Here is a 19,232-nt window from a genome sequence, read left to right on the forward strand (position 1 = left end):
TCTGGTCATAGGCCCGGAAATCCCCGAAATACTTCGTGATCGCCGCCGTCAGCGTCGTCTTGCCGTGGTCCACATGCCCGATCGTGCCGATGTTCACATGCGGTTTCGAACGGTCAAACTTTTCCTTTGCCATGGTCGTGGCTCCTTTTTTCGTTGCGGATGGTGGGTTTGCACCCACCCTACGGTTTGGGTAGGGCGGGGGTCTCCCCGCCACCCGGTTATGCGTATTTCGACTGGATCTCTTCCGAGATGTTCTGCGGCACGGGATCGTAATGCGAGAACTGCATCGTGAACTGCGCGCGGCGCGAGGACATCGAGCGCAGCGTGTTGATGTAGCCGAACATGTTGGCGAGCGGCACATTCGCATTGATCGCGATGGCGTTGCCGCGCGGCTCCTGACCCGAGACCTGACCGCGCCGCGACGTGAGATCGCCGATGACGTTGCCGGTATACTCCTCAGGCGTGACCACCTCGACCTTCATGATCGGCTCGAGCAGCTTGGCCCCGGCCTTGCGCAGACCTTCACGCATGCACATCCGGCCTGCGATCTCGAACGCCATCACCGACGAGTCCACGTCGTGGAATTTACCGTCGATCAGCGCCACCTTGAAGTCGATCACCGGGAAGCCGGCGAGCGGACCGCTATCCATGACCGAGCGGATGCCCTTCTCGACGCCCGGGATGTATTCCTTGGGCACCGAGCCACCGACGATACGGCTCTCGAAGCTGAAGCCTTCGCCCGCCTCGGTCGGCGAGATGATCATCTTGACCTCGGCGAACTGACCCGAACCACCCGACTGTTTCTTGTGGGTGTAGGTATGCTCGACCTCGTGACCGATGGTTTCGCGATAGGCCACCTGCGGCGCACCGATATTGGCGTCGACCTTGAATTCGCGCTTGAGACGATCCACCAGAATATCAAGGTGAAGTTCGCCCATGCCCTTCATGATGGTCTGGCCGCTCTCCATGTCGGTTTCGACGCGGAAGGACGGGTCTTCGGCGGCAAGCCGCGCCAGACCGGCCGACATCTTCTCCTGGTCACCCTTGGTCTTGGGCTCGACCGCGATCTCGATCACCGGATCGGGGAAGGTCATGGTTTCCAGAACGACCTGCGCCTTGGGATCACAGAGCGTGTCCCCGGTGGTGGTGTCCTTGAGACCGGCAAGCGCGATGATGTCGCCGGCGAACGCCTCGTCGATCTCTTCGCGGTTGTTGGAGTGCATCATCATCATCCGGCCGATGCGCTCTTTCTTGCCCTTGGTCGAGTTCTGGACCGTGTCACCCTTGTTGAGCACGCCCGAATAGATGCGCGTGAAGGTGAGCGAGCCCACGAACGGGTCGTTCATGATCTTGAAGGCGAGGCCCGAAAACGGCATCGCGTCATCCGCACGGCGCGGAATGTTGCGGGTCTCGGTCTCGTCATCGGGGCTGAAGCCCATGTAATCGACCACGTCGAGCGGGCTCGGCAGGTAATCGACCACGGCGTTGAGCAGCGGCTGCACGCCCTTGTTCTTGAAGGCAGAGCCGCCCAGAACCGGCACGAAGGTCAGCGACAGCGTGCCCTTGCGGACCAGGCTGCGCAGGGTGGGGATGTCGGGCTCGTTGCCTTCAAGGTACTCCATCATCGCGTCGTCGTCCATTTCGACGGCGTTCTCGATGAGCTTGGCACGCCATTCGTCGGCGGTGTCCTTGAGCTCGTCACGGATCGGCTGACGGGTCCAGGACGCGCCAGATCCTCACCTTTCCAGGTCCACTCTTCCATGGTCACCAGGTCGATGATGCCCTCAAGCTCGTTCTCGGCCCCGATCGGCAGCGCGATCGGCACGGCGCGGGCACCGGTGCGATCCTCGATCATCTTGACGCAGTTGTAGAAATCGGCGCCGATCTTGTCCATCTTGTTGACGAAGACGATGCGCGGAACCTTGTAGCGGTCGGCCTGACGCCACACCGTCTCGGTCTGCGGCTCGACACCGGCATTGGCATCCAGCACGCAGATCGCGCCGTCGAGCACGGCCAGCGACCGCTCCACCTCGATGGTGAAATCGACGTGGCCGGGCGTGTCGATGATGTTCATGCGGAACTTGGTGTCGTCGGTCCCCTCCTTGGTGGGGTCCTCCTGCCACTGCCAGAACGTCGTGGTCGCAGCCGAGGTGATCGTGATCCCGCGTTCCTGCTCCTGCTCCATCCAGTCCATGGTGGCGGCACCGTCGTGCACCTCACCGATGTTGTGGGATTTGCCGGTATAGAACAGGATCCGTTCCGAGCAGGTGGTCTTGCCTGCATCGATATGGGCCATGATGCCAAAGTTGCGATAGCGTTCGAGCGGATAGTCGCGTGCCATGATTCAGATGCCTCTAAAGGTTTACCAGCGGTAATGGCTGAACGCTTTGTTCGCGTCTGCCATCTTGTGGGTGTCTTCGCGCTTTTTCACGGCCGAGCCGCGGCTCTGGACAGCGTCGACCAGTTCACCGGCAAGACGCTCTTCCATGGTGTTCTCGTTGCGGGCGCGCGATGCGTTGATCAGCCAGCGGATCGCCAGGGCTTCGCGGCGCTCGGGGCGAACCTCGACGGGCACCTGATAGGTGGCACCGCCGACACGGCGCGAGCGCACCTCGACCGAGGGCTTGATGTTGTCGAGCGCCTCGTGGAACACTTCCACCGGCGCGCGCTTGATCTTGCTCTCGACGCGCTCCAGCGCGTTGTAGACGATTTTCTCTGCGGCGGACTTCTTGCCGTCCACCATCAGGTTGTTCATGAACTTGGTCAGAACCCGGTCGCCATACTTGGCGTCGGGCAAAATTTCGCGTTTTTCAGCGGCGTGACGACGGGACATCTGATATTCCTCTTGTTCCTCTGCGGGCGAGGCCCCGGGCCGATGCCGGGACGCCCGAAATCCTTATGTCGGACGCTTGGCCCCGTATTTCGAGCGGCGCTGTTTGCGGTCCTTGACGCCCTGCGTGTCGAGCACGCCGCGCAGGATGTGATAGCGCACGCCGGGAAGGTCTTTCACACGGCCGCCACGGATCAGGACAACCGAGTGCTCCTGAAGGTTGTGGCTTTCACCGGGGATGTAGCTGATGACCTCGAAGCCGTTGGTCAGGCGCACCTTGGCAACCTTCCGCATGGCCGAGTTCGGCTTCTTCGGCGTCGTGGTATAGACGCGCGTGCAAACGCCACGTTTCTGCGGGCAGCCCTGCAGGTGCTGTGACTTGGTGGTTCTGACTTTCGGCTGCCGCGGCTTGCGGATCAGCTGTTGGATCGTTGGCATTCCGGTTTTTTCCCCGTCTCTCAACACATGTGTCTGCACGAGGTGACCCGTGCGGTTAATCAAAAGCACACTGCGCGTCCGCAATACGCAAAAACCGCAATCGCACCCCATATTCCGGGTCCGACGCGGTGGGTTTCCAGAGGATCGGGGCATCATGCCCGGATCTTGACCACTTCAGTTCTGATACAGGCGGTGGGGCGGCCCCCTTTGCCTTGGATGGGGCGCGTATAGGGGGAGTCGCGGGGGTTGTCAACAGGCCCGCCCGGTGCTTGCGCAATGCCTGCGTGAATGCGATGTATCGCACAGGCGAAACGCCGCCAACCCACCCTGTTCGGAGTGTCCGACATCATGCGCGTCATCGGAATTTGCCGGTTCTCCTACCCCGCGCAGGGCGGGTTCAAGCGGATGCATGACAGCATCGAGGACCGCGAGGCCTATCTCTACGATCCCGCGCGCATGGAGTTGCGGTTCCGACATTTCGAATGCCTCACCCTGCCCTCCATCGCCGCCCAGCAGAACCCCGATTTCACCTTTCTCATCGTTGTGGGCGAGAGCCTGCCAAAGCCTTATCGCGACCGGTTGCATGACCTGACCGCCGCCGTGCCGCAGATCAGGATCGTCGCACAGCCGCCGATGCGCCACCGCAGCGCCATGCAGCTTGCCATCAAGCAGGAACTTGGCGAGGACGCAACGGAATCGATCCAGTTCCGCCTCGACGATGACGATGCCGTCGCCGTCGGCTTCACCCGCAGCCTGCGCTGGTCCGCCAAGGCCAGCCGCACCATGCGCAAAAAGTGGCGCAACGTGGCGTTTGAGTATAATCGCGGCTACTCGGTCGCGCTCTCGGATCAGGGCATCCGTGCCGAAGAGGTCCAGTCGCCGTTCTGGGCCTGCGGTCTCGCTGTTCTCTTTCGCCCCGGTGATCCGCGCACGGTGATGAATTACGGCCATCATAAGCTGCATCTGGAAATGCCGATGATCTCCAACCCGGCACCGAAGATGTATCTGCGCTCCAAGCATGACGACAACGACTCGGGCGCCAATTTCGAGCCGCGCGGCCTCGAGCCCCTCACCGACACCGACCGCGCCTTCTTCAAGCGTCAGTTCAACGTGGACGAGGACCAAGTGAAAGCTGTCTTTTCTGCGCCGCCCGTGCCCGTCGGCTGACCTGCGCCTCGCGGTAGAGCGTGAAGAGGCCCGAGGCCACGACAATCGCCGCCCCAATCAGCGTGACGGTCTGCGGCCAGTCGCCGAACACCACCCACCCCAGGATCAGCGCCCAGATCAGGCTGGTATAGCGGAACGGGGCGACAAAGCCGATCTCGCCCACCCGCATCACCATGATCGAGAACAGATAGCCGCCGATGATCATCACCGCCGCGCCCCCGATCAGCAGCATGGCGCGCCCGTCCACGGCGGCCCAGTCCCCGGTCAGGCTCGCCAGGCCAAAGAAGGTGGTGATGAAAAACGACGTGATCAGCGTCACCAGCATCGAGGGCACATCGCGCGACAGCTTGCGCGTCGCCAGATCGCGCAGCGTGACAAAGGCCACCGCCGCAAGCCCGTAGACCGAATAGACGTTGAACCCCTCGGTGCCGGGCCGCACGATCAGCATCACGCCGATAAACCCCGCCAGAATCGCCGACATCCGCTTCCAGCCCACCGGCTCGCGGAAAAACAGCGCCGCGGCCAGCGTGATCGTCAGCGGCAGCGCCTGCATGATCGCGCTGATATTGGCGATCGGCATGTTGAACAGCGCCGAGACAAAGAAATACGCGGATCCGATCTCGCCCACCATGCGCCAGAACACTGGCCACAGGTCCTCGCGCGGCAGGTGCTTCGTCAGCGATCCCATCCGCCAGGCGATCACCGCCACCAGCACGGTCGTCCCCACCCCGCGCAGGAACATCACCTGAAACAGCGGCACCTGCCCCGACAGGCCCTTGATCATCGCATCGTTTATCGTGAACGCCGCCATCGACCCCATCATCAGGAGCGCGCCGGTCAGGTTGTCGGAACGGGGCATGGTCTGCCTGTTTTTTGATCATAAGTCCCGCGCATTAGACGCGGATCGCGTCCGGGTGCAAGGGGGGATCAGAGGGGGATCAGTCGGCAAGCGCTGCATGCAGCGCGCCGTGCAGCGCCGGATTGGCCGCCAGCACCCCGTCAAGGCGCGGCACCGGGTTGTTGAACCGCAGCGCCGCCGCGCGCCGGTCAGACGTCACCGCCCCCGCCTCGCGCAGGATCAGATCGCCCGCCGCAATATCCCATTCCCAGGTCGGGCGCAGCGTCATCATCGCGTCATAGCGCCCTTCCGCCACAAGGCTCAGGCGATAGGCCAAGGAGGGGCGAAAGCCGCGCGTCACCTCCGGCGCGCGCCCCTCGCGCCAGACCTCGGGCGCAAAGGCCGGGTTCGCCGCGAGCAGCGACGCGCCCCCCAGATCCGCCCGCGTCGTCGCCCGGATCGGCACGTCGTTCAGCGTCGCCCCCAGCCCCGCGCCCGCCGCATAGAGCTTGTCGCGCATCGGCAGGTAGACCGCCGCCGCCGTCACCACGCCGCGCTCCGCCACGGCGATGGAATGCGCCCAGATATCATTGCCCTCGATGAAACTGCGGGTGCCGTCGATGGGGTCGATGATGAACACCCGCTCCGCGTCCAGCCGCGCGGCGTCGTCCTCGGTTTCCTCCGACAGCCAGCCATAGTCGGGCCGCGCCGCACACAGGATCTGCTTGAGCGCCGCATCGACCGCCAGATCGGCCTCGGTCACCGGCCCCGCGCCGCCGGGCTTGTCGCGGATATCGAGCGGCGCGCCGATATAGCGCGTCGCGATCTCCGCCGCCTCCTGCGCGGCCTCGATCAGCAGGGAAAGATCACTCGCCGGCAAGCGTCAGCCCCTCGACCAGAAGCGACGGCACCACGCGGCTCAGATGCAGGCGCGCGTCATTGGCGGGGATCACGCTGCGCAGCATCTCGGGCAGACTGCCCGCGATGGTGCATTCATTGACAGGATAGGCGATCTCGCCATTCTCGATCCAGAACCCGGCAGCCCCGCGCGAATAATCGCCCGTGTTGGGGTTGATCGTGGCCCCGATCATCGAGGTCACCATGAGGCCCGTGCCCATCTCGCGAATGAGATCATCGCGGCTCTGGCTGCCTTGCGTCAGCGCCACGTTCCACGTCGAGGGCGACGGCGGCGCGGATGTCCCACGCGACGCATTGCCGGTGGAGCGCATCCCCAGCTTGCGCGCATTCGCCAGATCGAGCGTCCAGCCCATCAGCTTGCCCTTCTCGACAATCGCACGCGGCGCGGTCGGCAGCCCCTCGGCGTCAAAGGGCCGCGATCCGGTGGCGCGCGGGCGGTGCGGATCCTCCAACAGCGACAGCGCGTCGGGTAGCACCTGCTCACCCAGCCGGTTCATCAGCCAGGACGAGCCCCGCGCCACCGACGCCCCACTTGCCGCCACCAGCAGATGCCCGATCAGCGAGGACGCGACGCGCTCATCGAAGAGCACCGGATAGGCCCCGGTGCGCGGGCGACGCGCATTCAACCGCTCGACGGTGCGCTCCCCCGCGATGCGCCCGATCTCCCCGGCCCCGCGCAGGTCGCTGGCAAAGACCCGGCTGTCGGCATCGTAATCGCGCTCCATCCCCGCCCCGGTTCCGCCAATGGCCACGCAGGACAGGCTCGTGTCGGTGCGCGCATAGCCGCCCGAAAACCCGTTGCTCGCCGCGATATGCGCGGCATTGTGCGAATAGGCGGCGCTCGCCGATTGCACCTGGCTCACGCCCGCCACGCGCAGCGCCGCCGCCTCCGCCTCCTGCGCCATCTGCATTAGCGCATCGGGCGCGGGCTCCGCCGCCGGGTCGCAGAGTTCCAGCGCCGCCAGATCCCAGTCGCGCGCCAACTCTTCCGGCGCGGCCAGCCCGGCATAGGGGTCCTCGGGCGCCTCGCGCGCCATCGCCACCGCGCGGGTCGCCAGCGCCTCTATCGTCTCAGGCCGTGTGTCCGAGGCCGAGACATTGGCCTGCCGCCCGCCGATCAGCACGCGCAGCCCGATATCGGTGCCCTCGGCGCGCTCCGCCTGCTCCAGCGTGCCGCCGCGCATGTCGACGATCACCGACTGCCCCCGGATCGCGATGGCATCCGCCGCCTGCGCCCCCGCGTTCAGCGCGGCACCGATCAGGGCATGGGACAGATCATCGAGCGATTGGGGCATGGGCGTCTCCTGAATGCCGCACTGAGGTAGACCGGCCCGGCCCATGGTGCAAGGCCATGCCACGTGAAAAGCCGCGCCCCGGCCCGGCCCTTGCAGATATTCCGCCGGGGCCACACATCAGAAGCTTCCCCGTCGGGGCGCGCGGGGACACAGTTCAACACGCGCAGCAAGGGGCCACCATGACCACGTTCCAGAGCCTGTCCGCCGCCGGTTTTGCCGCAACCGCGATCAGCTTCGGCCCCGGGCGCATGGGTTTCGGCCTCTTCGTGCCCGAATTCAAGGCGACATTCGCGATGTCCGACACCACCGTCGGGCTCGTCTCGGGCCTTGGGTTCTTCGGCTTCTTCGTGGCCCTCGTGCTTGCACAAGCCATGCTCGGGCGCGCGGGGCCACGCGCGCCGGTGGCCTTGGGTCTCCTTGCCGCGGCGACCGGCACCGCCCTTGTGGCTCTCGCCCAAACCGTGCCCACGCTCGCACTCGGCGTCTTTCTGGCGGGGTCGAGCGCGGGCTTTGCCTGGACGCCCTTCAATGACGCCGTGCACCGCAAGATCCGCGATTTCGACCGGCCCACGGCCCTCACCGAAATCAGCACCGGCACCAGCCTCGGGGTGGCCCTCGCCGGGCTCGCCGCCCTCGGGCTGATCGCCACGGATCTCTCGTGGCGGGCCTGCTGGGCCGGTTTTTCCGTGGCCAGCCTGATCGCCCTCGCGGCCAACTGGGCTGCACTGCGCGATGTCGAGCCTGGCGGCGCGCCCCGGCCTCGCACGGCATGGGACGAGCTGTGCCACACCGCCGCCCTGCCGCTCTTTGCCGTGGCCTTCGTCTATGGCAGCACCTCGGCGATCTACATCTCCTTTGCCCCTGACCACCTCCGGGCCGCGGGCGGCAGCCTCGGCCTGCCCGCCTCGGCCACCCCCGGACTGGTCTTCGTGATCTACGGGCTCTGCGGTCTGGCCGGGCTCGCCACTGCCCGGATCAAAACCGCCATCGGGCTGGCCACCCTCCTGCGCGGGCTGATGCTCGCCGGGGCAGGCTCGCTCGCGCTGGTGGCGCTGATCCCCGGCACATCGGCCGGGCTGGTCCTGTCGGCGGGGCTGCAAGGGCTGCACGTGATGATGGTCAGTGCGGTGCTGGCGTCATGGTCGGAACGGCTCTTCCCCGCGCTGCCCTCGCTCAGCTTCACCGCCGCCCTGCTCGCCACCGCAGGCGGCAGCATGATCGGCCCCGCCCTCGCCGGTGCCGCCGCCGATGCATTCGGCGCGCAGATGATGTTCCTCGCGGCAGCAAGCCTGCCGGGCGCATTGACGCTGGTCTTGCAGCCGCCGCGCATCCGGGAACGCGCGGCGATGCTGGAGGATCTGGACCCGGCCTGAGCCCGCGCGGCTTACTTGATCCGCTGCCCGTTGGCCAGAACCTGCCCGTCCTCGGTCACTTCGATCTTGGAAACCAGCTCATCCTCGCCCGGACCTGGCCGCGCGAACAGCCCCATCATCATGCGCACGCCGGTGGCCTGATCCTGCGGCACGAGGCCCATGGCGATCAGCTTGTCCAACAGGCCATTGCCGCCCACGAGGCGCAGATCAAGCGCGCCCTCGGGCGCCGGTGCGCCGCCAAAGCTCTCGGTGTCGGTCTGATCAAAGGTAAACGCCCCCTCGCCGGTCAGCGTCGCCCCCGCCACATCAAGCGTCAGATCGTGCAGGGTCAGGCTCTCGACCTCACCCGGCGCGTCCTCACTGCTATCGATCTTCGCCATCTGCTCAGGGTCGAACAGGTCGACGAACAGCCGTCCCTTGCCGGACAGGTCAAGCTTGAGCGACGCCGGATCACGCGGCAACTGCGCGCCGGGATCGAACAGCGACCACAGTTGGTCGGGCATGGTGAACTCGGCCAGTTCCATCCCGACCGCATAATCCTGCATGGTCTCGCTCTCGATCACCGGCATTGCGATATCAAACCCCATCCGCGCCATGCTCAGATCAACCGGGAACGGCATGTCGCTGGAACTGATCGCGATCGTCACACCCTCGCCCGCGCCGCCATAGCGCAGACCATCCGGGCCGATGGAACTCGTGATAGTGCCACTGTCGGAACTGTTGGCCCCCTCCAGCACATCGCCATCATCCTCAAACCGATAGACGGTGCTGCCGGTCTCATATTCCATCCGGCTGTCGAACCGGAACCCGTCGCGCAGCGCGGCGGCGATATCGTTGGAATCAAACGTTTCGGGGATCGCCCCGGTCCCTGCGAACGTCGCATTGGCCAGCGAGCCGGAAAACACCAGCGTGCCGCCCTCGGTCGGATCGGTGAAATCCAGATCATATGTCACCGGGCCCGCAGTCATGTTCTGCTGAACCGCACGCGTCACCTCGCCAATCGCGGTCCGGCTTGTGCCGCTGAGATTCTCGAGACGGACCTGCGCGGCGCGAATTTCGGGCGTTTCCTCACCGGCCTGAATATCGGTCAGCGCCATGGTCAGCGCATCGGCATCATAGCTGTACTCCATCGCCTCGGCGCTGCCAGAGACGACCATCTCCAGCCCCTGATGTGTCATCTCCATCGTCGCCGTCACCTGCTGCGCCTCGTCATCCGAGGCGGCAATCGCGATCGGCATCGTCTCGGGCAGAACCACCGTCACGGTGCCGTCACCATTCTCGACGAGTTCCATCTGCCCCAGACGCATCGACACCGCGCCTTCGGCTTCGGGCAGCGACAACTCCATCGCCAGATCGCGGATCGTCAGCGTGTCACCGGACCGGCTTTCGTCGCTGGTGACCTGATAGCCGAACTCCTCCAGGTAGGTTTTCCAGTCCTGCCAGACCTGATCGGCGGTGAGATCGGCCAGCGCGGCGGTGCCGCTGAAACCGAGGACAAGGGCCGACGCGGCCAGCGGGCGAAGATAAGACATGCAAGGCACCTTTTTCAAAAACGGGTTGCCGATAACTTCGGGCCTCGGGCGCGCGGGGTCAAGGGAGGATGTCACTGGAACTTCGCCGCACGCCCCGCTATGCAAGACCCCGTATCACAGGGCCAAAGGGGGCAAGCCATGACAATGCAAGGCAAATGCGTTCTGATCACCGGCGCGAGCAAGGGCATCGGCGCCGCCGCAGCAAAGGTCTTCGCCGAGGCGGGGGCCAATGTCGCGCTGGTGGCGCGCAATCGCGACGCCATCGCCGATCTCGCTGGCGAAATCGGGCCCAGCGCCATCGCCATCCCCTGCGACGTCAGCCGCTACTGGGAAATGGAGGCCGCGGTCGCGGCCTGCCACACCGCCTTCGGTCAGCTTGACGTGCTGATCAACAACGCCGGCGTGATCGAACCCATCGCCGGGCTGTCCGAGGTCGACCCCGGCGCCTGGGCGCATGCCATCGACATCAACCTCAAGGGCGTCTTCAACGGCATGCACGCCGCCCTGCCCGGCATGATCGAACGCCGCTCCGGCACCATCCTCACCGTCAGCTCCGGCGCGGCGCATAACCCGCTTGAGGGTTGGAGCGCCTATTGCACCTCCAAGGCCGGGGCGGCGATGCTCACCCGCTGCGCCGATCACGAGGCGCGGGGCGCGGGGCTGCGGGTCATGGGCCTCTCGCCCGGCACGGTGGCCACCGACATGCAGCGCGAGATCAAGGCCAGCGGCGTCAACCCCGTCAGCGCGCTCGACTGGTCCGACCACATCCCTGCCGACTGGCCCGCCAAGGCCCTGCTGTGGATGTGCAGCGCCGAGGCGGATGAGTTCGTGGGCCAGGAAATTTCCCTGCGCGACGAGGATATCCGCCGCCGGATCGGCCTCGCATGATCCGGCTCGACAAGGACGGCGCGCTCTGGACCGCCACGCTCGACCGCCCCGACAAGGCCAATGCGCTCACCGAGGCGATGCTGTCGGAGCTTGCCGACATCGCCGAGGCCGCAGCATCTGAGGCACAGGTCTTCATCCTCACCGGCGCGGGCAAGGTGTTCTCCGCCGGGGCCGATCTCGAGGCCGCGCGCGCAGGGCTGGCTACCAGCCCGGTCTGGGAACGGCTCTCAACCGCCATCGCCACCTTTCCCGGCCTCAGCATCGCCGCGCTCAACGGCACGGTGGCAGGCGGCGCGATGGGCATGGTGCTGGCCTGCGATATCCGCGTCGCCGTGCCGGGGGCCGGGGCCTTCTACCCGGTGATGAAACTCGGTTTTCTGCCGCAGCCCAGCGACCCCGCCCGCCTGACCGCTCTGATCGGCCCGGCCCGCGCCCGGATGATTCTCTTGGCGGGACAAAAGATCGACACCGAAACAGCACTGGCATGGGGTCTCTTCGACCGGATCACCCCGGACAGCGAGACCGTGCTCGACACCGCCCGCGTCCTCGCCACCGACGCGCTCGCCGCCGACCCCGCCCATGTCGCGGGGATCAAGGCCCTCTGCCGTCCCTGACCGCGCGCCCCACCGCGCGCCAAAAGGTTTGCCGCATCGGATATTCCGTGACAGGGTAAGCTGCGCCTGATGCGGAGGACAGGCGCGTATTTCAGGGAGGATTGAACAATGAACCTGCGGCCAGACCCGACATTTCACGCCACACCCAAACTCGCGATGGAGGCCCCGGCGGAAAAGCTCGCCTTCACCCTGATGCTCAGCCCCGATGGCAGCCAGCCCGACGGCCTCGCCGTGGTGGACGTTGACCCCAAGTCCAAGACCTACGGCCAGATCGTCCATCAGGTGATCATGCCCAACACCGGCGACGAGTTTCACCATTTCGGCTGGAACGCCTGTTCCTCGTCGCTCAGCCCGCTCTCCGGTCACGCCTTCCTTGAACGGCGCTACCTGATCATCCCCGGCATCCGCTCCAGCCGCATCTACATCATCGACGTCAAGGAACCGCTCAAGGCGAAGATCCACAAGATCATCGAACCCGAAGAGGTCTTCGCCAAGACCGGCTATTCGCGCCCGCACACCATCCATTGCGGCCCCGAGGGCATCTATGTCAGCACCTTGGGCGGCGGCGGCAAGGACGGCACCGACGGCCCGCCCGGCATCTTCATCATGGATTGCGAGACCTTCGAGATCCTTGGCCGCTACGAGATGGATCGCGGCGCGCAGGACAAGCATTACGATTTCTGGTGGAACCTGCCGCGCAACTACATGGTCAGTTCCGAATGGGGCCTGCCGCCGCAATTCGAGAACGGCATCGTGGCCGAGGACCTGCTCAGCAACAAATATGGCCATTCCATCCATTTCTGGGACCTGCGCGCGCGCAAGAACGTGCAGACCATCGACCTTGGCGAAAACCACCAGATGGCGCTCGAAATCCGACCCGCGCATGACCCGGCCAAGGATTACGGCTTTTGCGGCGTGGTGGTCGACACCACCAATCTCGAAGGCTCGATCTGGACATGGTGGCGCAACGACGACGGCAGTTTTGATGCCAAGAAAACCGTCACCATCCCGCCGCGCCCCGCCGCCGCCGATGACCTGCCCGAATTGCTCAAGGGGTTCGAGGCGGTGCCGCCGCTGGTCACCGATATCGACCTCAGCCTTGACGACAAATACCTCTACGTCGCCTGTTGGGGCACCGGCGAGATGCACCAATACGATGTCTCCGACCCGATGAAGCCGGTGCTTGCGGGCAAGGTCGAGCTTGGCGGCATCGCCCGCGGCACCGCGCATCCCAACGGCAAGGCCTTCGCCTACGGCCCGCAGATGGTCGAGATCAGCCGCGACGGCAAGCGCGTCTACTGGACCAACTCGCTCTATTCCACATGGGACGATCAGTTCTATCCCGAGGACGAGGGCGGCCAGATGGTGATGGCCAATGTCGGCGACGAGGGCGGTCTCACTCTCGACCCCGATTTCTTCGTGGACTTCCCCAAGGGCTACCGCGCCCACCAGATCCGGCTCGAAGGCGGCGACTGTTCCACCGACAGTTTCTGCTACCCTTCCGTCTAAGGCGTGGCCGATCTCAATAGCACGGCGGCCCTGTGGTGGGCCGTCGTCGCCTCGGGCATCTATCACGGGGTCAATCCCGGCATGGGCTGGCCGCTCGCGGTCTCCGCCGCGCTGATGGAACGCAAGCGCGGCAGCCTGTGGATGGCATTGCTGGCGCTGGCGGGCGGGCACCTGCTTGCCATGGCCGCGATCCTCTTTCCGTTCTCTGCGCTGATGACCCTCGCGGCATGGCAGCGCGAAATCCAGATCGGTGCGGCCTGCCTCGTGATCGGCCTCGGCCTCTACCTGCTGATCAATCGCAGGCATCCCCGGTTTCTGGCCCGTGTGCCGCCGTCGCGGCTGGCGCTCTGGTCGTTTCTCGCGGCAATGGCGCATGGCGCGGGGCTGATGCTGGTGCCCATTTATCTGGGCATCTGCGGCACCGTCGACACCGACACCGGCCACGCCGCCGCCGACACGCTGATCGGCGGCAACGTCACCATCGCCGCCGCCGTGGCGCTGCTGCACACAGCCGCAATGATGCTCTCGGGCGGCGCGCTCGCCTATGGCGTCTACCGCTGGCTCGGCCTGAAGTTCCTGTCGAAAAGCTGGTTCAACCTCGATCTCGTCTGGGCGCTCAGCCTGATCCTCGTCGGCGGGCTGTCGCTCTGGCACGTGCACTGACGTCCCTCACCGCTTCCGCCTCGGCCCCGGCGTTTTCGAATGAAACTCCGGCGGGCGCCGCCCCACCCATGCGATGAACTTCGCCAGACGCGGATGCGCCCGCAGCGCCTCGACCGTGCAGTACTCCCGCGCCAGTTCCGCCTCCGTCAGCGTCGCATGTATCTCGTTGTGACAGATCTGGTGCAGGCGCACGACCGGCCCGCCCTTGCCGCCCTTCAGCTTGGGCACAAGGTGATGCAGGCTCTGCCGGGCACCGGGCGGAATCGGCCGCAGGCAGAGCGGGCAAATCGGGTCCTCGGTCAGTTTGTCTTGATCCTTTCGGACAGTGCGGGCAAGAGACTGGCACAAAGGGTCAAGATGACAAGGGGTGTGTGATGGAGGTGCAACCGCAGATCGTGCAGACGGCCATCGGCTACGGTCTGCAGGGCTGGGACATGGCCAAGGTCTGGCTGCTCAGCCCGGCGGCTTGGTCACAATTCGGGCTCTTGGTGGTGGCCTGGCTGTTGGCAGTGCTGATCACCGGGCGGATACGCCCCATGCTCACCCGCCTGCTGACCCCCGCCGCCGGACAGGAGGGGCCGATCGCCTCAGGCCGCCGCTTCGTGCTGATGTTCCTGCCGCTCCTGATGCCGCTTCTGGCCTATGGCCTCACCGGCATGGGCGAGAGCGTGACGCGCTCCATCTTCGGCTCCGGCGACGTGATCGCCTTCGGCAAGCGGCTCTTCATGGTCCTCGCCGCCCGCCTCTTCGTGCGCGACATCCTGACCGACCCGTTCCTCAAGGTGCTCGGGCGCTTCGTACTCATGCCCGTCGCGCTGCTCTACCTTTTCGATCTTCTGGGGCTCGCCAATGACCGGCTCGCCGCGATCTCGGTCGATCTCGGCAATATCAGCTTCTCGGCCCTGTCGCTCATCCGTGGCGCGGTCTCAGGCGCGCTCTTGTTCTGGCTTGGCCGCTGGTCCAACAGCCAGTCCGAGGACTTCATCCGCCGTCAGGAAGACCTGCGCCCCGCCACCCGCGAACTGGCGATGAAGGCCAGCCAGATCGCCATATTCGGCGCGGCCTTCCTGCTCCTGATGTCGATCATGGGCATTGACCTCACCGCCATCGCCGTCCTCGGCGGCGCGCTCGGCGTCGGCATCGGCCTCGGGCTGCAACAGATCGCCGCAAATTTCGTCTCCGGCGTGATCCTTCTGCTCGAAGGCCAGACCACCGTGGGCGACTATGTCGTGCTCGATGACGGCTCCGAGGGCACCATCTTCAAGATGACCGCCCGCGCTGCCATCCTCGAGACCCCCGATGGCCGCTGGATCGTGGTCCCGAACGAGGATTTCATCACCTCGCGCGTCGTCAACCTCTCCGACGCCGGCGCGCAACACCGCTACGAGGCCGATTTCTCGGTCAGCTACGACACCGATATCAACCGCATCCCCGCCCTGATCGAACCCGCAGTCGCAGCGCTCGATTTCGTCCTCACCGAAGGTGCCCGCGCGCCGGAATGCGAGCTCAAGGCCTTCGCCGACAGCGGCGTGGACTTCTCGATCGAATACTGGGTCGAGGGGATCGAGGACGTCACCGGAAAGTATCAATCCGACGTGCTCTTCGCGATCTGGAACGCGCTCAAGGCCGAGGGCATCGACATCCCCTTCCCGCAGCGCGTGCTGCATCATGTCGGGCTGCCGCCCGCCGCATGACCGACGCGCTCGTCATAGGGGCCGGGCCTGCGGGCCTCATGGCCGCGCGGGAACTCGCACGTGCCGGGCGTCGCGTGACGCTGGCCGAGGCCAAGCCCTCGGTCGCCCGCAAATTCCTGATGGCGGGCAAATCCGGGCTCAACCTCACCAAATCCGAACCGTTCGAAACCTTCCTCGCCGCCTATGGCACCCGCGCCGAGGCCCTGCGCCCGATGCTCACCGCCTTCGGGCCAGAGGCGGTGCAGGACTGGGCGCGCGAGCACGACCAAACGCTCTTCACCGGCTCCACCGGCCGGGTTTTTCCAACCGTCATGAAAGCCTCGCCGCTCCTGCGCAGCATGCTGGCCGAATTGCACAGCTTGGGGGTCGAGACCCGCACCCGCTGGCGCTGGACCGGATGGGATGGCGATACCGTCCTCTTCGACACGCCCGACGGACCACAGCGCCTGCGCCCCACCGTCACCGTGCTCGCCTGCGGCGGCGCAAGCTGGGCGCGGCTCGGCTCGGATGGCGCATGGGCGGCGCATCTCGCCCCCGAAACCCTCGCCCCCTTCCGCCCCGCCAACATGGGCTTTCTGGTGGACTGGTCAGCCCACATGACCCCGCATTTCGGCCAACCCGTCAAAGGCATCGAACTCCACGCCGACACCACCCGCTCGCGCGGCGAATTCGTCCTCTCCGCCAGCGGGCTCGAGGGCGGCGGCCTCTACGAAATCAGCGCCGCCCTGCGCGACGGCGCCCCGCTCACGCTCGACCTCGCACCCGACCTCTCAGCCACCCAAATCGCCGCAAGACTGGCCAAGGCACGCCCCCGCGACAGCCTGAAAAACCGCCTGCGCAAGGCCCTCAACCTCGACCCGGCGAAATGCGCGCTGGTGATGGAATTCGCCCGCACCACGCCCGACCTGCCCGCCACGCTCAAGGCGCTGCCCGTCCCCCTCCTCGGCCCCCGCCCGATGGACGAGGCCATCTCCACAGCAGGCGGCCTACGCCTCAGCGCCCTGACCGCCGGCCTGATGCTGCACACCCGCCCCGGCACCTTCGCCGCCGGTGAAATGCTCGACTGGGAGGCCCCCACCGGCGGCTACCTGCTGACCGCCTGCCTCGCCACCGGCCTCTGGGCCGGCCGCCACGCGGCGGCCTACGCTCAGGGCAGCGCCGCCGCCCGCTGAAACCCGGGCCGCGCCATCATCGCCTCAAGATACCCGGCCAGCCGCGCAGGCGGGTCCGGAAAGCCCGCCTTGCCCGCCCACATCAGGCAATGCGCCAGCAGGATATCAGCGATGGTCATGGTCTCGCCCTGCAGGAACGGCCCCGTGAGTGCCGCCTCCAGCCCGTTGACATTGCGCGCATATTCCCACTTGAGCGACTCCTTGACAGCGGGCACCCGGTGCTCCTCGGGCAGCACGAAGGAATGCCGCGCCGCCGTCCACAGAACCGCATCGACCTCATCGAGGATCTGATGCGTCAGCGCATCCTGCCGCGCCCGCGCAGGCGTACCGGCGGGATGCGTCATCCGGCCATGCTTGTCGGCGAGATAGGTCATGATCGCACTGGAATCGGTGAGCACATGCTCGCCCTCCCGCAGCGCCGGAATCTTGCCCGACGGGTTCACCGCCAGCGCCTCCGCCGAGCGCGGCGCGACGGGCAGGTGATTGTACTCGATGCCCATTTCCTCCAGCAGCCAGAGCACCCGAAAGGCCCGGCTGGCCCGCGATCCGATAACGTCATACATGGAACGGTCCCCGTTCGGTTGGTGTTGCGGCAGCATTGCGCAAAGAGCAGGCGAAGGCAACGGCGGCAGGACGGGTCATGCGACGCCTTCGCAGGGGCGTGAAGGGCCTGGAGCTGCCGTTGACGTTTCCGAGATGAGCCGCGCGGTGCCCGACCGCGGGTGGGCGCTGCAACCTTTCCGGGGCGCGCTTTATGGCAGCCAAATACTGCAACGATTGCGCGGGGTAATGACGTTGCAGAAGCGCCCGCCCGGGGGGCGGTCGGGCGCTGCGCGGCGGCGCGTTCCGCGCCTTGATTCCGCGCATGGGTTCTAGACATCAACGTCAACTCCAGGCCACACCTCTCCCCATTCCATGACACGCTTGTACGCAAAGAGGGAACTTGAACCCCACCCGATGCAGGCGGCGTAGGGTGGGGTTCCAACCCACCGCGCCAATCACCCGCCGCCAAAGGCGAGCAAGTCCTTGGCAAACTGCATCAGACGCCCGTTGTTTACCACATGGTCGAGCACCGCCGTGCCAACCGCGCCGCCGCCAATCTTGGCAGCCGATATCACCACCGCATCCGCGACCTTCCCACAATAGGCGACAACCGCGTTGAGCGCCGCCAAGATTTGCTCCGCTATGGCGCGCAACACGCCCTTGTCCGGCGCGTCCCGCTCCAACTCTTCGCGCGCCTCGTCCAAACCATCCCAGATGATTGTGATCTGCCACGCCACCTCCGGCGCGTCATCGACCAATCCCTCGGGCGGCTGATTATGACCCCGCTGCACCTCCGAGGCCCGCGCCGCCAGAAACGCCGCCTTCTCGGCCTGCAGCGCCGCCACCTCCGCGCGCAGGCGGTGCAATTCCCAAATCCCCCGGATCACCGGGTTCACCACCTCCGGCCCCTTGTCCCACGTCCCGGGGTCGATGAGGGCAATCCTCTCCAGCATCTCCCACGTCCGCCCCGCATCCCCCAGCATCAGGCGACCGTCGAGCAGGGCGTCATACCAGTCGACCCAGAATTGCCAGTCGGCCCCATCAGACGATTGCGAGAGTTGCGATTTGATCAGGTCCCAGTCTTTTGCCAGCGGCCCCGCCCCGTCGGGCCAGAGCGCAAGGGCATCGGGAATGTCGCCCTCCGCCACCTTTCCCACATCGGCCCTGACGGCCACCCAGGCGGCGGTGTAGGCGGCGTCGGCGGCGGCGTGGGCGGCGGAGTAGGCGGCGTCGTCGGCGGCGGCGGCTGCGGCGGCGGAGTAGGCGGCGTCGGCGGCGGCGTGGGCGGCGGAGTAGGCGGCGTCGGAGTAGGCGGAGTAGGCGGCGGCGGCGTGGGCGGCGGCGGCGTGGGCGGCGGCCCTGATATCGTCAGTTGGTACAAAAGCCGCAACCGCCGATATCAAGACGCTGCGCAAAACCGGCAGAGCTGTCAAATCACGTTTGCGCGCCCACTCTTTGGTCAGCACGGCGTCCCACCACACCGGCAGCACCCGCGCCGCTGCCCGCGATGCAATCCACACCGCCACCTCGCGCGGCTGATCCTTCAGCCACGCCTCGAGGCTCTCCCGGTCGTTTATGTCCACACCATCACTCATCACCCCGAACCCTGCCCCGCCCGTGCCCCGCTGTCCACCGAACGCTGCATTCACCCCGGCCCCTACCGAATTCCGCACCGACGCAATACCGACAGGATACCGACGCGATACCGCCCCGGACTCTTCCCCTTTTCCAATGCGTTAACCCTGATTCGCACTGCCC

At 66.1% G+C, this 19,232-nt stretch carries 18 protein-coding genes and 1 pseudogene; 8 read left to right on the plus strand and 11 right to left on the minus strand.

Going from position 1 to position 19,232, the window contains the following annotated elements; genetic code table 11:
* From RID11_RS15640 to rpsL, 4 genes and pseudogenes are all read right to left on the minus strand, one after another.
* Positions 1 to 133: GTP-binding protein (locus RID11_RS15640; protein WP_350141012.1), on the minus strand; the 133-nt coding region annotated here is incomplete at its 3' end.
* A gap of 85 nt (positions 134 to 218) precedes the next feature.
* A pseudogene (gene fusA / locus RID11_RS15645) lies at positions 219 to 2,341 on the minus strand (elongation factor G).
* Positions 2,342 to 2,362: 21 nt separating this feature from the next.
* The gene (rpsG, locus tag RID11_RS15650) at positions 2,363 to 2,833 is read right to left on the minus strand and encodes a 30S ribosomal protein S7 (RefSeq protein WP_074785967.1); all 471 of its coding nucleotides are present in this window, start codon (positions 2,831 to 2,833) and stop codon (positions 2,363 to 2,365) included.
* Positions 2,834 to 2,896: 63 nt separating this feature from the next.
* Positions 2,897 to 3,268, minus strand: coding sequence for a 30S ribosomal protein S12 (gene rpsL, locus RID11_RS15655; protein ID WP_350141014.1), 372 nt, complete (start codon positions 3,266 to 3,268; stop codon positions 2,897 to 2,899).
* A 288-nt stretch (positions 3,269 to 3,556) separates the two neighbouring features.
* Here rpsL and RID11_RS15660 point away from each other — a divergent pair, with 288 nt between their 5' ends.
* Positions 3,557 to 4,435: a putative rhamnosyl transferase gene (locus RID11_RS15660; protein WP_350140838.1), complete on the plus strand. Its 879-nt coding sequence runs from the start codon at positions 3,557 to 3,559 to the stop codon at positions 4,433 to 4,435.
* Here RID11_RS15660 and RID11_RS15665 read toward each other — a convergent pair.
* The 3 genes from RID11_RS15665 to RID11_RS15675 form a co-directional block, all read right to left on the minus strand.
* On the minus strand, positions 4,374 to 5,294 hold the full coding sequence (locus RID11_RS15665; RefSeq protein ID WP_350140840.1) for a DMT family transporter: 921 nt from the start codon (positions 5,292 to 5,294) through the stop codon (positions 4,374 to 4,376). The two genes, RID11_RS15660 and RID11_RS15665, sit on opposite strands and share 62 nt — an antisense overlap.
* A gap of 79 nt (positions 5,295 to 5,373) precedes the next feature.
* Positions 5,374 to 6,153, minus strand: coding sequence for an inositol monophosphatase family protein (locus RID11_RS15670; protein ID WP_350140842.1), 780 nt, complete (start codon positions 6,151 to 6,153; stop codon positions 5,374 to 5,376).
* Positions 6,140 to 7,486 (minus strand): TldD/PmbA family protein, encoded by a 1,347-nt coding sequence (locus RID11_RS15675; RefSeq protein ID WP_350140844.1) that lies wholly within the window; start codon positions 7,484 to 7,486, stop codon positions 6,140 to 6,142. The genes RID11_RS15670 and RID11_RS15675 overlap by 14 nt, the downstream gene beginning before the upstream one ends.
* Before the next feature lie 179 nt (positions 7,487 to 7,665).
* Here RID11_RS15675 and RID11_RS15680 point away from each other — a divergent pair, with 179 nt between their 5' ends.
* The gene (locus tag RID11_RS15680; protein WP_350140846.1) at positions 7,666 to 8,859 is read left to right on the plus strand and encodes an MFS transporter; all 1,194 of its coding nucleotides are present in this window, start codon (positions 7,666 to 7,668) and stop codon (positions 8,857 to 8,859) included.
* Between the two features lie 11 nt (positions 8,860 to 8,870).
* Here RID11_RS15680 and RID11_RS15685 read toward each other — a convergent pair whose 3' ends face one another.
* A complete protein-coding gene (locus RID11_RS15685) occupies positions 8,871 to 10,391 on the minus strand; it encodes a DUF2125 domain-containing protein (protein WP_350140848.1) in 1,521 nt (506 codons plus the stop codon).
* 138 nt (positions 10,392 to 10,529) lie between these two features.
* Here RID11_RS15685 and RID11_RS15690 point away from each other — a divergent pair, with 138 nt between their 5' ends.
* The 4 genes from RID11_RS15690 to RID11_RS15705 all read left to right on the plus strand — a co-directional run bounded on the left by RID11_RS15690 (position 10,530) and on the right by RID11_RS15705 (position 14,065).
* Positions 10,530 to 11,279, plus strand: coding sequence for an SDR family oxidoreductase (locus RID11_RS15690; RefSeq protein ID WP_350140850.1), 750 nt, complete (start codon positions 10,530 to 10,532; stop codon positions 11,277 to 11,279).
* Positions 11,276 to 11,893 carry an enoyl-CoA hydratase/isomerase family protein gene (locus tag RID11_RS15695; protein ID WP_350140853.1) on the plus strand — a complete coding sequence of 206 codons (618 nt, stop codon included), beginning with the start codon at positions 11,276 to 11,278 and terminating at the stop codon, positions 11,891 to 11,893. Before RID11_RS15690 ends, RID11_RS15695 begins: the two co-directional genes overlap by 4 nt.
* Before the next feature lie 108 nt (positions 11,894 to 12,001).
* The gene (locus tag RID11_RS15700) at positions 12,002 to 13,402 is read left to right on the plus strand and encodes a selenium-binding protein SBP56-related protein (protein ID WP_350140855.1); all 1,401 of its coding nucleotides are present in this window, start codon (positions 12,002 to 12,004) and stop codon (positions 13,400 to 13,402) included.
* 81 nt (positions 13,403 to 13,483) lie between these two features.
* Positions 13,484 to 14,065 carry a hypothetical protein gene (locus RID11_RS15705; protein ID WP_502949361.1) on the plus strand — a complete coding sequence of 194 codons (582 nt, stop codon included), beginning with the start codon at positions 13,484 to 13,486 and terminating at the stop codon, positions 14,063 to 14,065.
* 6 nt (positions 14,066 to 14,071) lie between these two features.
* Here the strand turns inward: RID11_RS15705 and RID11_RS15710 are convergent, their stop codons facing one another.
* A complete protein-coding gene (locus RID11_RS15710; RefSeq protein ID WP_502949362.1) occupies positions 14,072 to 14,368 on the minus strand; it encodes an HNH endonuclease in 297 nt (98 codons plus the stop codon).
* 71 nt (positions 14,369 to 14,439) lie between these two features.
* Between RID11_RS15710 and RID11_RS15715 the strand changes: the two genes are divergently transcribed.
* Positions 14,440 to 15,759, plus strand: a complete 1,320-nt coding sequence (locus RID11_RS15715) for a mechanosensitive ion channel family protein (RefSeq protein ID WP_350140859.1) — start codon at positions 14,440 to 14,442, stop codon at positions 15,757 to 15,759.
* Positions 15,756 to 16,931 (plus strand): TIGR03862 family flavoprotein, encoded by a 1,176-nt coding sequence (locus RID11_RS15720; RefSeq protein WP_350140861.1) that lies wholly within the window; start codon positions 15,756 to 15,758, stop codon positions 16,929 to 16,931. Before RID11_RS15715 ends, RID11_RS15720 begins: the two co-directional genes overlap by 4 nt.
* Here the strand turns inward: RID11_RS15720 and RID11_RS15725 are convergent.
* Both RID11_RS15725 and RID11_RS15730 read right to left on the minus strand, forming a co-directional pair.
* Complete coding sequence (locus tag RID11_RS15725; protein WP_350140863.1) at positions 16,907 to 17,494, minus strand: glutathione S-transferase family protein; 588 nt, start codon at positions 17,492 to 17,494, stop codon at positions 16,907 to 16,909. The two genes, RID11_RS15720 and RID11_RS15725, sit on opposite strands and share 25 nt — an antisense overlap.
* 435 nt (positions 17,495 to 17,929) lie before the next feature.
* The gene (locus RID11_RS15730; RefSeq protein ID WP_350140865.1) at positions 17,930 to 19,069 is read right to left on the minus strand and encodes a hypothetical protein; all 1,140 of its coding nucleotides are present in this window, start codon (positions 19,067 to 19,069) and stop codon (positions 17,930 to 17,932) included.
* Between the last annotated feature and the right edge of the window lie 163 nt (positions 19,070 to 19,232).

Source organism: Roseovarius sp., from assembly GCF_040219995.1.
Classification (GTDB): Bacteria; Pseudomonadota; Alphaproteobacteria; order Rhodobacterales; family Rhodobacteraceae; genus Roseovarius.

What these genes read in the sequence shown, in the direction of transcription:
- RID11_RS15680 (WP_350140846.1), top strand. Translation starts at nt 7,666, where the DNA reads ATGACCACGTTCCAGAGCCTGTCCGCCGCCGGTTTTGCCGCAACCGCG.
- RID11_RS15730 (WP_350140865.1), bottom strand. Translation starts at nt 19,069, where the DNA reads ATGAGTGATGGTGTGGACATAAACGACCGGGAGAGCCTCGAGGCGTGG.
- RID11_RS15690 (WP_350140850.1), top strand. Translation starts at nt 10,530, where the DNA reads ATGACAATGCAAGGCAAATGCGTTCTGATCACCGGCGCGAGCAAGGGC.
- RID11_RS15705 (WP_502949361.1), top strand. Translation starts at nt 13,484, where the DNA reads ATGGGCTGGCCGCTCGCGGTCTCCGCCGCGCTGATGGAACGCAAGCGC.
- RID11_RS15720 (WP_350140861.1), top strand. Translation starts at nt 15,756, where the DNA reads ATGACCGACGCGCTCGTCATAGGGGCCGGGCCTGCGGGCCTCATGGCC.
- RID11_RS15665 (WP_350140840.1), bottom strand. Translation starts at nt 5,294, where the DNA reads ATGCCCCGTTCCGACAACCTGACCGGCGCGCTCCTGATGATGGGGTCG.
- RID11_RS15725 (WP_350140863.1), bottom strand. Translation starts at nt 17,494, where the DNA reads ATGTATGACGTTATCGGATCGCGGGCCAGCCGGGCCTTTCGGGTGCTC.
- RID11_RS15685 (WP_350140848.1), bottom strand. Translation starts at nt 10,391, where the DNA reads ATGTCTTATCTTCGCCCGCTGGCCGCGTCGGCCCTTGTCCTCGGTTTC.
- RID11_RS15700 (WP_350140855.1), top strand. Translation starts at nt 12,002, where the DNA reads ATGAACCTGCGGCCAGACCCGACATTTCACGCCACACCCAAACTCGCG.
- rpsL (WP_350141014.1), bottom strand. Translation starts at nt 3,268, where the DNA reads ATGCCAACGATCCAACAGCTGATCCGCAAGCCGCGGCAGCCGAAAGTC.
- RID11_RS15695 (WP_350140853.1), top strand. Translation starts at nt 11,276, where the DNA reads ATGATCCGGCTCGACAAGGACGGCGCGCTCTGGACCGCCACGCTCGAC.
- RID11_RS15715 (WP_350140859.1), top strand. Translation starts at nt 14,440, where the DNA reads ATGGAGGTGCAACCGCAGATCGTGCAGACGGCCATCGGCTACGGTCTG.
- RID11_RS15675 (WP_350140844.1), bottom strand. Translation starts at nt 7,486, where the DNA reads ATGCCCCAATCGCTCGATGATCTGTCCCATGCCCTGATCGGTGCCGCG.
- rpsG (WP_074785967.1), bottom strand. Translation starts at nt 2,833, where the DNA reads ATGTCCCGTCGTCACGCCGCTGAAAAACGCGAAATTTTGCCCGACGCC.
- RID11_RS15660 (WP_350140838.1), top strand. Translation starts at nt 3,557, where the DNA reads ATGCGATGTATCGCACAGGCGAAACGCCGCCAACCCACCCTGTTCGGA.